This is a genomic window from Pseudophaeobacter leonis, assembly GCF_002087335.1.
Classification (GTDB): Bacteria; Pseudomonadota; Alphaproteobacteria; order Rhodobacterales; family Rhodobacteraceae; genus Pseudophaeobacter; species Pseudophaeobacter leonis.
In genome coordinates this window covers 1-10,979 of sequence record NZ_MWVJ01000022.1, presented here as the reverse complement: position 1 = coordinate 10,979, position 10,979 = coordinate 1, and the positions used below count along the sequence as shown (strand labels likewise).

Annotated in this window: 13 protein-coding genes, 2 tRNA genes and 3 pseudogenes; 17 read left to right on the top strand and 1 reads right to left on the bottom strand. The window is 60.0% G+C overall.

All coding sequences use genetic code 11. The features are described from left to right. The 3 genes from B4968_RS23455 to B4968_RS07070 all read left to right on the top strand — a co-directional run. The coding region (locus B4968_RS23455) for a hypothetical protein (RefSeq protein ID WP_206601078.1) at positions 1-422 on the top strand (422 nt) is incomplete at its 5' end. Further along, complete coding sequence (locus B4968_RS07075; RefSeq protein ID WP_139792622.1) at positions 419-1,033, top strand: HD domain-containing protein; 615 nt, start codon at positions 419-421, stop codon at positions 1,031-1,033. The genes B4968_RS23455 and B4968_RS07075, both read left to right, overlap by 4 nt. Further along, positions 1,020-1,667: a hypothetical protein gene (locus tag B4968_RS07070; protein ID WP_083097768.1), complete on the top strand. Its 648-nt coding sequence runs from the start codon at positions 1,020-1,022 to the stop codon at positions 1,665-1,667. The genes B4968_RS07075 and B4968_RS07070 overlap by 14 nt, the downstream gene beginning before the upstream one ends. Before the next feature lie 190 nt (positions 1,668-1,857). Here B4968_RS07070 and B4968_RS07065 read toward each other — a convergent pair. Next, a tRNA-Thr gene (locus B4968_RS07065) sits at positions 1,858-1,932 on the bottom strand. A 246-nt stretch (positions 1,933-2,178) separates the two neighbouring features. Here B4968_RS07065 and murA point away from each other — a divergent pair. The 14 genes and pseudogenes from murA to B4968_RS07000 all read left to right on the top strand — a co-directional run bounded on the left by murA (position 2,179) and on the right by B4968_RS07000 (position 10,979). Next, positions 2,179-3,446: pseudogene (gene murA, locus B4968_RS07060) on the top strand (UDP-N-acetylglucosamine 1-carboxyvinyltransferase). A 2-nt stretch (positions 3,447-3,448) separates the two neighbouring features. Continuing rightward, positions 3,449-3,925: a DUF2948 family protein gene (locus B4968_RS07055; RefSeq protein ID WP_083097766.1), complete on the top strand. Its 477-nt coding sequence runs from the start codon at positions 3,449-3,451 to the stop codon at positions 3,923-3,925. A gap of 57 nt (positions 3,926-3,982) precedes the next feature. Further along, positions 3,983-4,150 (top strand): hypothetical protein, encoded by a 168-nt coding sequence (locus B4968_RS23450; protein ID WP_161492551.1) that lies wholly within the window; start codon positions 3,983-3,985, stop codon positions 4,148-4,150. 58 nt (positions 4,151-4,208) lie between these two features. Further along, positions 4,209-5,519, top strand: a complete 1,311-nt coding sequence (gene hisD, locus B4968_RS07050; RefSeq protein ID WP_083097764.1) for a histidinol dehydrogenase — start codon at positions 4,209-4,211, stop codon at positions 5,517-5,519. Positions 5,520-5,677: 158 nt separating this feature from the next. Then, complete coding sequence (locus B4968_RS07045; protein ID WP_083097762.1) at positions 5,678-6,157, top strand: UPF0262 family protein; 480 nt, start codon at positions 5,678-5,680, stop codon at positions 6,155-6,157. Between the two features lie 3 nt (positions 6,158-6,160). Then, positions 6,161-6,618 (top strand): annotated as a pseudogene (locus tag B4968_RS07040) (arsenate-mycothiol transferase ArsC). Next, positions 6,615-7,031, top strand: coding sequence for a ketosteroid isomerase-related protein (locus tag B4968_RS07035; RefSeq protein WP_083097759.1), 417 nt, complete (start codon positions 6,615-6,617; stop codon positions 7,029-7,031). Before B4968_RS07040 ends, B4968_RS07035 begins: the two are co-directional and overlap by 4 nt. Continuing rightward, positions 7,031-7,612 carry a GNAT family N-acetyltransferase gene (locus B4968_RS07030; protein WP_083097757.1) on the top strand — a complete coding sequence of 194 codons (582 nt, stop codon included), beginning with the start codon at positions 7,031-7,033 and terminating at the stop codon, positions 7,610-7,612. The genes B4968_RS07035 and B4968_RS07030 overlap by 1 nt, the downstream gene beginning before the upstream one ends. 124 nt (positions 7,613-7,736) lie before the next feature. Further along, a pseudogene (locus B4968_RS07025) lies at positions 7,737-8,614 on the top strand (carbon-nitrogen hydrolase family protein). An 84-nt stretch (positions 8,615-8,698) separates the two neighbouring features. Further along, positions 8,699-8,917, top strand: coding sequence for a translation initiation factor IF-1 (gene infA / locus B4968_RS07020; protein WP_005620785.1), 219 nt, complete (start codon positions 8,699-8,701; stop codon positions 8,915-8,917). A 104-nt stretch (positions 8,918-9,021) separates the two neighbouring features. After that, complete coding sequence (locus tag B4968_RS07015; protein WP_083097754.1) at positions 9,022-9,603, top strand: Maf family protein; 582 nt, start codon at positions 9,022-9,024, stop codon at positions 9,601-9,603. After that, positions 9,600-10,622 carry a ribonuclease E/G gene (locus B4968_RS07010; protein ID WP_083097752.1) on the top strand — a complete coding sequence of 341 codons (1,023 nt, stop codon included), beginning with the start codon at positions 9,600-9,602 and terminating at the stop codon, positions 10,620-10,622. The genes B4968_RS07015 and B4968_RS07010 overlap by 4 nt, the downstream gene beginning before the upstream one ends. Beyond that, positions 10,619-10,822 (top strand): DNA gyrase inhibitor YacG, encoded by a 204-nt coding sequence (locus tag B4968_RS07005; RefSeq protein ID WP_083097750.1) that lies wholly within the window; start codon positions 10,619-10,621, stop codon positions 10,820-10,822. Before B4968_RS07010 ends, B4968_RS07005 begins: the two co-directional genes overlap by 4 nt. An 82-nt stretch (positions 10,823-10,904) precedes the next feature. Then, positions 10,905-10,979 (top strand) — tRNA-Phe (locus B4968_RS07000).

The following is a 10,979-nucleotide window of genomic DNA, read 5'->3' as shown; positions in this document are numbered from 1 at the left end:
GTGCAACCTTTCCCTCTTTCCGGTCGAGCCGTGAGGGCGTTGAGGGGTTCAACCTCTGCCGTTGGGCTCTCAAAAATGAGGATGCACGTGAGCTTGAGGGCATTGATTTCGTGCCAATGGGCGGCTCATTCGTGATCTGCCAAGATAGCGGGGGCATTGAATGCGGGATGCACGGGCATCAAGGCCCCAATGGGTCGCGCGGCACGGCTGTTGGTCTCGCTAAGATGGGCACGCGGCTCACGATTGCTGACAAGCATTCGCCGCAAATCCTTGATGGCGTCTATATCGCCGGGATGTCTGGTGATCTTGATCAGGGATACAATAACAGCCCGTCAAGCTGGCAGCGCTCGCACGTTGTCACCTATGCCAATGGCAAGCGCACCCTGATAACGCAAACGCCCTGCGCGCGGTGGCGGGCATGATGTCCGCGATTTTCGCCGGGGCGCGCGCAAATTGGCTTGCGGGCATCCTATCGCGGGTCACGGCGCGCCTGTTGCGGCTCACCGGGCGCGCCCCGACCTCAGCGCAGCGCCAGCCATCGCCCTGGCTCGCGGGCTCAACGCACCGCTGGCATACAAATCCGGCTTTCTGCGCGGCTGGGGATCGTGTTGATGGGCATTCTTGCCGGGTCGCAATCCTGATCCTGCAATTCATCCCCGATGCCACGGTTGAGCTTTTACGCGCTGCCATCACGCATGACTTGGGTGCGAATGCGGTTGGTGATCTCGCCTCGCCGGTCAAGCGGAAAAACCCGGATCTTTATGCCGCTGTTGAGGGGCTTGAGGGTGATGCGTTGAGCGCGATGGGCTTTGACATCCCGGCGCACGTCTTGAGCGCGCGTGACAGGGCGTTTTTGCACCTCTGCGATGGTCTTGACGCTTATCTTTGGGCGGTGACGCATCGCCCTGACTATGTGCGCGCCCGCGCCGATTGGCGCGACATGTTTGCCGGGCTGCAATCCCGCGCTGATGCGCTTGGGGTGCGCTGGAAATTCAATGAGATTGTTGAGGGGGTTTGCGATGGGAAATTCTAAATGCTCGCGCTGCAAGGGTTTCGGCGTGCTGGATTGGGCGCACCTTGGGATTGATGAGGGCAAGGTTTGTGATGGCTCTGGAGTCTCGCCTTACGTGTTCGATCTTGGCGGCTCAATGCGGCTTTTGATTATCGGGCACGGGGAACACGGCAAGGATAGCGTTGGCGACATCCTGCGCGATCAATACGGGATGCGCAGCGTTTCCAGCTCTGAGTTTGCTGCTCAAAAGGCGGTGTTCCCGCTGGTGGCTGATCTCTATCCCGACTGGCGCGCGGCCTATGCGGATAGGCACGCGCACCGTGAGCTTTGGTTTCATGCAATCCGGGCTTACAATTTGCGCCCTGGCAAGATGCTTGCAGAGCAAATTCTTGAGGCGAATGACATCTATACCGGGATGCGCTCGCGGGCTGAGTTTGAGAAATCCCGGCACGTCTTTGATTTGGTCGTTTGGGTTGATGCCTCGCGCCGCCTGCCGCCTGAGCCCGGTGGTTCAATGGAATTGAGCGCTCTTGATGCCGGTTGGGTGATCAACAACAACGGCGCGCAAGAGGATCTGCCGGGCGAGGTTGGCAAGTTGGTTGCCCGGATCACTGATGATTGGGTTTTGACCGATGCCTGCGCCCGCCACGGGTAAGGTTTGACGAATCGGTTTTTATATTTTGGTCATGTGGCCGGAGGGGTTCACGGATTTTTCACAGAAACGTTGGGAAATCACAGGGAATAAACATTAAAAGTATGAATATGAATTTTAAAGGTTTTGCGTTTTTACCCAAATACCGCCCTATAAAAGTGATGTTATTTCAATAAGATAAGGGGGTATTTACTGGTGCTGCTGGAGAGAATCGAACTCTCGACCTCTCCCTTACCAAGGGAGTGCTCTACCTCTGAGCTACAGCAGCGCCGGTGAAGGGGCTTTTAGGGATAAACGCTGAAGGGCGCAAGAGCTTCTGGACGGTTTTTTCACACTAAGTTACAGAAGGTTCATGGCAGAAAAAAAACCACAGAAATCGGGCCAAATCTCCTCTCATCGAGAAGACCGGCTCAAAGCCTCGTTGAAAGCCAATATGGCGCGTCGCAAGGCGCAGGCAAAGGCGCGCGCAGTGAAACAGGACACAACGACCGAAGAGTCGGAAAGGTAGAGGCACATGGATTCGATTTTGGTAAAAGGCGGCGGTCCGCTTAAGGGGCAGATCCCAATTGCGGGTGCAAAAAACGCCTGCCTCACCCTGATGCCGGCAACCCTGCTCAGCGAAGAGCCGCTGACGCTGACCAATGCGCCGCGCCTGAGCGACATCAAGACCATGACCGAACTGCTGCAGTCTCTCGGGGCCGAGGTCTCAAGCCTGCAGGACGGTCAGGTCCAGGCGCTTTCGAGCCATAACATCGACAACCACGTGGCCGACTATGCGATCGTGCGCAAGATGCGGGCTCCAATCTGGTGCTTGGGGCAATGCTGGCGCGTCTGGGGCAGGCGGTGGTCTCGCTGCCGGGCGGGTGTGCCATTGGCGCCCGGCCAATGGATCTGCACATTCATGGGTTGCAAGCGCTTGGTGCCGAGATTGAGCTGAAAGAGGGCTATCTGCACGCCAAAGCGCCGCGGGGCCTGAAAGGCGCGGTGATCGAGCTGAGCTTTGCCTCGGTGGGCGCTACCGAAAACATCATGATGGCCGCCACCTTGGCCAAAGGCACCACGGTGATCAAAAACGCCGCGCGCGAGCCCGAGATCGTTGATCTGGCAGACTGCCTGACAAAAATGGGCGCTCATATCGAGGGCGCGGGCACCCATGCCATCACCATCGAGGGCGTTGACCGGCTGCATGGCGCCACCCATCCGGTGGTCACAGACCGGATTGAACTGGGCACCTATATGCTGGCCCCGGCGATCTGCGGCGGCGAGGTCGAACTGCTGGGTGGTCGCCTTGATCTGATCGGTGCCTTTGTCGAAAAGCTGGATGAGGCGGGTGTTGAGGTCACCGAGACCAAGGCGGGGCTGCTGGTAAAGCGGCGCGGCGATCGTGTAAAAGCGGTCAATGTCACCACCGAGCCCTTCCCCGGCTTTCCCACCGATCTGCAGGCGCAGATGATGGCCCTGATGTGCACCGCTGATGGCACCAGTGTGCTGGAAGAAAAGATCTTTGAGAACCGCTTTATGCACGCGCCTGAGCTGATCCGCATGGGAGCCAAGGTTGACGTGCACGGCGGTCATGCGACCGTGACCGGCGTGAGCCGCCTGAAAGGCGCCCCCGTTATGGCCACGGATCTGCGTGCTTCGGTGTCTTTGATCCTTGCAGGTCTTGCGGCAGAAGGCGAAACTCTGGTCAGCCGGGTGTATCATCTGGATCGTGGCTACGAACAGGTGGTGCGCAAATTCTCTGGCGTTGGCGCCCAGATCGAGCGTGTAAGGGGAGGGTGATCATGTCTGACGCCAGTTTTCACGATGGCCGCGAGGCCCCTTTGAACCTCGGCGCTTTTAGCTCCGAGGATTTGGAGGTGATCTCAACCCTGGTGCAGGATGCGGTGTTTCCCGTCAGCGAGATGAGCTGGCGACCAAAGGAACGCCGCTTTGCGCTGTTGCTTAACCGGTTTCGCTGGGAGGACAAACCCAGTGCCGAAAAGCGCGGACGCCCCTTTGAGCGCGTGCAGTCTCTGCTGGTGATCGATATGGTGCTGGGCGTGGCCTCACAGGGCATTGATCGCCATGATAAAGAGCTCATTATGTCCTTGCTCTCAATCAGTTTTGAGCCCTCAGAGGATGGCGCGGGCCATCTGCTGCTGACGCTGGCGGGCGACGGCAGTCTTCGTCTGAAGGCGGAGGCACTGGAGGTCAGTCTGCGCGATGTGACCCGCCCCTATGTGGCCGCCGCTAAACAATCACCGGCACACGGCGACTAGGAGGCAGATAGAGGGCTGATCCAAAGCATACAGAACAAGCGTGGTCTTGCGCAGGCTTTGTCCCAGCATGTTTCGGGTCTTTTCACCGGCATTTTTCTGGTTTCGACCGGGGCCGCGCTTGGCTTTCATCAGGCACAGGGTTGGAAATCTGGTGGCCAAGGCCTGAGCGCGCATTTTGGTCTTCAGGGCCATGTGATGCGCAAAGTGTTGCAGGCGGAGCGCTAGCGCTTGTCGCAGCGCCCTGGGGGCGATATGTCCGCACTAACAGCCGGAGAGAGCCGATATGCCCGTTTTCCTTGATACATCTGACGCAGATTTTGAAACTGCCTTTGCCGCCCTGTTGAGCGCCAAACGCGAGGACAGCCCGGATGTCGATGCAACCGTCGCCGCCATCATTGCCGATGTGCGCGCGCGCGGCGATGCGGCGGTGATCGAGCTGACCGCCAAATTTGACCGGCTTGAGCTGACAGCTGACCAGCTGGCGATTTCCGAGGCCGAGGTCGATGCGGCCATTGCCATGGTCTCGGTTGAAGAGCGCGCAGCGCTTGCGCTGGCGGCAGACCGCATCCGCGCCTATCACGCCCGCCAGATGCCCGAGGATGCCCAGTGGGTGGACGCCTCAGGCGCCACATTGGGCTGGCGCTGGTCTGCGGTATCAGCAGCGGGGCTCTATGTGCCGGGCGGGCTGGCCTCTTATCCCTCTTCGGTGCTGATGAATGCGATTCCGGCCCAGGTTGCGGGGGTGGCGCGTCTGGCAATCACCGTGCCGACGCCGGATGGGGTGATCAACCCGCTGGTGCTGCTGGCGGCGCGCCTGTCTGGTGTCACCGAGATCTACCGCATCGGCGGCGCGCAGGCGATTGCCGCCCTGGCCTATGGCACCGAGAGCATCGCGCCGGTGGATAAGATCACCGGCCCCGGCAATGCCTTTGTGGCCGCAGCCAAACGCCGGGTCTTTGGTAAGGTTGGCATCGACATGATCGCCGGGCCTTCTGAAATTCTGGTGATTGCCGACAAGGACAACAACCCCGACTGGATCGCTCTCGATCTGATGAGCCAGGCCGAGCATGACGAAAGTGCACAGTCGCTGCTGATCACCGATGATGCCGATTTTGGCCGCGCGGTCGCTGCCGCCGTAGAGGCCCGGCTGCAAACGCTGGAGCGGCGCACCATTGCGGGCGTCAGCTGGCGTGACTTTGGTGCCATCATCACCGTAGACTCCCTCGATGAGGCCGCGGAGCTTTCGAACCGCATCGCACCTGAGCATCTTGAGCTTTGTGTTGCGGATCCTGTGGCCCTGAGCGCAAAAACCATTCACGCGGGCGCCATCTTTTTGGGGCAATACACGCCTGAGGCCATTGGCGACTATGTCGGTGGCCCCAACCACGTGCTGCCAACCGCGCGCTCTGCCCGGTTTTCATCAGGCCTGTCGGTGATGGATTTTGTCAAACGCACCACCCTGAGCCAGATGACTCCAGCCGCCCTGCGCGCCATTGGTCCTGCCGCCGAAGTGCTGGCAAAAAGCGAAAGCCTGCAGGCGCATGGCCTGTCAGTCACGGCCCGTCTTGAGGGATTGAACGACTCTGACGCCTAGGGTCTGGCCTTGCGTCACGCCATGAGGGCTTGCCCATAGAGCGATAAAAATGTGGGCGCCTTTGCTAATCTGAGAAACATTTGAGCAGTGTTTCTTGCCGCCTCTGGCTTGATCCGCTAGTCAGGGGAAGTTCCTTTTGCCGACAGAGATCAAAACCCATGAGCCGCATCAGCCAAATCGAGTTGGACGACCGTAACCTGCCGCCGCCTACCGCGGAGATCGAGCAGGAGCGCAAGGTGGCGATCTTTGATCTGATCGAGGAAAACTCGTTTTCCCTGCCGTCCCGCCCGGACCGTGCAGCCGTTGAGGGCCCCTATCATCTGGGTCTGGCCATCCGCGACAAACGCCTGGTGTTTGATCTGGAAACCGAAGCCGGGCAAAAGGCTGCGGAATTCCACCTGTCGCTCTCGCCGTTTCGCCAGGTGGTGAAGGATTACTACCAGATCTGCGAGAGCTATTTCTCGGCCGTAAAAACCCTGCCGCCCAGCCAGATCGAAACCATCGACATGGCCCGGCGCGGCATTCACAACGAGGGCAGCCGGGTGCTGCAAGAGCGTCTTGAAGGCAAAGCGGAGGTCGATACCGACACAGCCCGCCGCCTCTTCACGCTCATCTGTGTGCTGCATTTCGGAGGCTGATGCGTGACCCCGTTGCCGCAGTCCATATTGTTCTGCTGTGACCATAACGCGGTCCGCTCGCCCATGGCCGAGGGGATCATGAAGAAATTCTATGGTACCGGCACCTATGTACAATCTGTGGGCGTCAAGAACGATCTCGAGATCGACGGCTTTTGCATTGCGGTCTGTCAGGAGGTCGACGTTGAGCTGTCCCGCCACCGGTCCCGCTCTTTTGATGAGATGGAGCAATGGGGCGATGATCTGTCGTCCTTTGATCTGGTTATTGCCCTGTCACCTGCCAGCCAGCGCCGCGCGTTAGAGCTGACGCGGGTGTTTCATCTAGACGTCGAATTTGGCCCATTATGGATCCCACCGGGTTGGGTGAGACCCGTGAGGCCAAACTGGACAGCTACCGCCAGACCCGCGACCAGATCATCCAGCAACTGACCAGCCGCTGGGGAGAGCCTACGGAGATCACATGACCCAGATCGACACCATTGCCCGCTATTTTACCGCCTTTAATGCTGGCGACACCCAGGCCATGCTGGACTGCCTCGCTGATGAGGTAGCCCATCACGTCAACGAGGGTAAAATCCGCCGCGGCAAGGGGCAGTTCGCCGCGTTCTGCGCCCATATGAGCCGCTGCTACAAAGAAGAGCTGACGGAACTTGTGCTCTTTGAGAGCGAAGATGGCAGTCGCGCGGCGGCAGAGTTCATCGTCAACGGCCAGTATCTCACGACAGACGAGGGACTGCCCGAGGCCAATGGCCAGACCTACCAGCTGCCCGGAGGCTCGTTCTTTGAGCTGCAGGACGGCAAGATTACCCGTGTCACCACATACTACAATCTCTCCGACTGGATGGCGCAGGTTGCCGGGGCAACAGGCGCGGCCTGATGCGCGTTGAGGTCCTGACCGGCGCCGCCCTCGCAGCGCAGCTGGAGGATGTGGCGCGGTTGCGGATAGAGGTCTTTCGCGCCTGGCCCTATCTCTATGATGGCGATCTCGCCTATGAGAGCAGCTATCTGCAACGCTACCGCGACAGTGCCCGCGCCATTGTGGTGGGCGCCTTTGACGGCGACAAATTGGTCGGAGCCTCAACCGGCGCGCCGCTGGCAGAGCACGCCAGCGACTTTGCCGCGGCGTTTCAGGGGCGGGATATCCCGCTAGACAGGGTGTTTTACTGTGCCGAATCGGTGCTGTTGCCCGCCTACCGGGGCCAGGGGCTGGGGCATGCATTTTTTGATGCCCGCGAATCGCATGCCCGTGCCGGTGGTTTTACAAAATCGGCCTTTTGCAGCGTGCAGCGCCCGGCGGATCATCCCATGCGGCCAAAAGACTATACGCCGCTGGATCCCTTTTGGCGCAAACGCGGCTATGCGCCCCTGACAGATGCCATCGCGGAGTTCTCTTGGAGAGATCTTGGCGCGCAACTCGAAAGCCGCAAGCCTTTGCAATTCTGGATCCGCGATTTGTAGTAGGACGCGGCGCAGGCGCGGCACCGGAGTATTCGCCTATTAGTATGCAGTCTGGTTTTGTCAGCCTGGCTTTGTCAGTCTGGCTTTGTCAGACTGGGATCACTATCACTTCAGGAGTTCCGTCATGAAAATTGCCACCGCCGCCTATCCGCTCGATTGGCTCGACAGCTGGGCGCAGTATGAGGATAAGCTGGCCTCCTGGGTTGGCGATGCCGCAGCCCAGGGCGCCGATCTGCTGGTCTTTCCGGAATATGCCGCCATGGAGCTGTCGACCCTGGATGGTGCGGCTGTTGCCGCTGACCTGCAGGCCTCAATCCGGGCCGTCTCAGAGCGGATGGAAGAGGTGGCGGCCCTGCACCAAAGCCTTGCTGCCACCCATAATGTCCATATTTTAGGGGCCTCTGCCCCGGTTGAGGCCGGCTATGAGCTGCCCGTGAACCGTGCGGAATTCTACAGTCCTTGCGGGGCACGGGATCATCAGGACAAGCAGATCATGACCATGTTTGAGCGCTCCCCCTGGCAGATTGGCGCAGGCGGGCCGCTGAAACTGTTTGATACGGCCCTTGGCAAGATTGCCGTGCTGATCTGCTATGACAGCGAGTTTCCACTGTTGGGGCGCGCCCTTGCCGAGGCGGATGTGATCCTGGTGCCCTCTTGTACCGAGCCCTGGCCGGATACTGGCGGGTGCGGATTGGTGCGATGTCACGCGCGCTGGAAACCCAATGTGTGACGGTGCAGTCCTCTATTGTGGGTGCCGCCCCCTGGTCAACGTCGGTGGAACTCAATGTTGGGACCGGGGGAATCTTTGGTCCACCTGACACAGGGTTTCCGGCAACGGGGGTTTTGGCCGAAGGCACGCTCAACCAGCCCGGCTGGACCCTGGCCGAGGTTGACCTGCAAACCATCGCCGATGTTCGGGCAGATGGTGTGGTGCGCAACCGCAGCCATTGGGCAGAGCAGGAGCTGAGGACAAAAACCTCCACAATTCGCCTCAAGCGGTGATTGCGCCCTTGAAATATTGGGGAAATAGGCTCATTTAGTGCCAGTTCCCGCAGACTGGCGGGGTAGTCCAAAGATGGAGAGAACATGGCCAAGGAAGATACGCTCGAATTTCCCGGTGTCGTGAAGGAACTCCTGCCGAATGCGACGTTTCGGGTCGAGCTTGAAAACGGCCATGAAATCATAGCACATACGGCAGGAAAGATGCGCAAAAACCGCATCCGTGTTCTGGCTGGCGACCGGGTACAGGTGGAAATGACACCTTATGACCTGACCAAGGGCCGGATCAACTATCGCTTTAAGTAAGCAGTTGATTCGCCAATTGAACCAAAGCCCGGCTCTTGTGCCGGGCTTTTGTTTTTTCTGCACGGCGCTTATGACCGGGCGGATGCATAAGGGGAGAGCCAAAGATGGCGTTCATTCTGGGATCAGGCAGCCCGCGACGGCTGGAGCTTTTGGCGCAACTGGGGATCACCCCGGATGCTGTACGCCCCCCCGATATTGATGAGACTCCTCTCAAAAATGAACTGCCCCGCGCCTACTGCGTCCGGGTGACCCGCGAGAAAGTCGCCGCCGTTCCGGCCAATGCCGAGGACGTGGTGCTTTGCGCCGACACCACCGTGGCGCTGGGCCGTCGCATATTGGGAAAACCTGCAGATGCCGGGCAGGCCGCTGAGTTTTTGCTGGCTCTCGCAGGGCGCCGCCATCAGGTGATCACTGCGGTTGCGGTGCGTCGCGGCGACCGGCTTTGGGAGCGCTCGGTGGTGAGCCAGGTCAAGATGAAACGCCTGTCAGACGCAGAGCTCAACGCCTATCTCGCCAGCAATGACTGGCAGGGCAAGGCCGGTGGCTATGCCATTCAGGGTCCGGCCGGGGCCTTTATTCCCTGGATCAGCGGCTCCTTTACCGGCATCGTTGGCCTGCCCCTGGCTGAGACCGCAAATATGCTGCAAGCCGCCGGCTGCACGCTTTATAAGGAGGCTGCCGCATGAAGGGCCGCTCAATCATTCTGGACCACATCCAGGGCCGTGAAGCCGCCGCCCTGATGGTGGATGGCAAGCTTGAAGACTTTCTTATCGATGGCGATGCCCCCCTGCCGGGCACCATCTATCGCGCCCGCGCCGACCGCCCCGACAAAGGTCAGGGCGGCATGTTCCTCACAACTCCCGACGGCCCCGCCTTTTTACGGCAGGTCAAGGGGCTGGCGCCCGGCCAGATGCTTTTGGTGCAGGTCACCGGCTACGCCGAGCCCGGCAAAGCCATCCCCGTGACGCAAAAACTGCTGTTCAAAAGCCGCTATGCCATTGCCACGCCCGGCGCACCCGGTCTGAATATATCGCGTACGATCCGCGACGAGGAAGAACGCGAACGCCTTCTGGAGGTTGCGCATGGGGTGCTGGAAGGCGCCGACTATGGCATGATCCTGCGCTCTGCCTGTGCCGGAGCCGACGCTGATGATGTGGCCGCAGATATCGAAGCCATGGCGGATCTGGCGGCTCAGGTGCTGGCGGACACCGATGGTGACGCCGAGGTTCTGACCGAAGGCGATGACCCGCATCTGCGGGCCTGGCGCGAGTGGTCCGAGCCCGCAGAGGTGCTGCGCGCGCCCGGGGATTTCGAACACCACGGTGTGCTCGAGGCGCTTGATACGGGGCTGAGCATCCGGGAGCCCCTGCCTGGCGGCGGCTATCTGTATATCGAGCCCACGCGGGCCTTGATTGCGGTGGATGTAAACACTGGCAATGACACCTCTCTGGCGGCAGGAACCAAGGCAAATATTGCCTGTGCCAGGCTTTTGCCCCGCGCCCTGCGCCTGCGCGGTCTTGCGGGTCAGGTGGTTCTGGACCTGGCTCCGATGCCAAAAAAGGATCGCAGCACCTTTGAAAGTGCGCTGCGCGCCGCCCTGCGCGCCGACAGTGAGGAGACAACTATGGTGGGCTGGACCAACCTTGGCAATTTCGAGCTGCAACGCAAACGGGGCCGGGTTGTGCTGTCGGAGCTGCTGTCATGAGCTGCCCGATCTGTGGTGCCGCAACAGAGCACACCCACCGGCCTTTTTGCTCAAAGCGCTGCGCGGATATTGATTTGGCAAAATGGATGAACGGCAGCTACGCAGTTCCGAGCAGTGACCCGGAAGACATTGAAAACGCATTGGAAGAAGCTGAGCAGGCGGCGGCAAAAGCAGCCAGTCCGACATCAACCAGGCATTAGTGTGTTTCTTTAAAAAAGCCTCTGGACACCGTCGCATGGACGTCATAGAAGGCCCACACCCAAGGCGAACAGCCTTTCCCGTGCCCGGGTAGCTCAGGGGTAGAGCAGTGGATTGAAAATCCTCGTGTCGGTGGTTCGATTCCGCCCCCGGGCACCA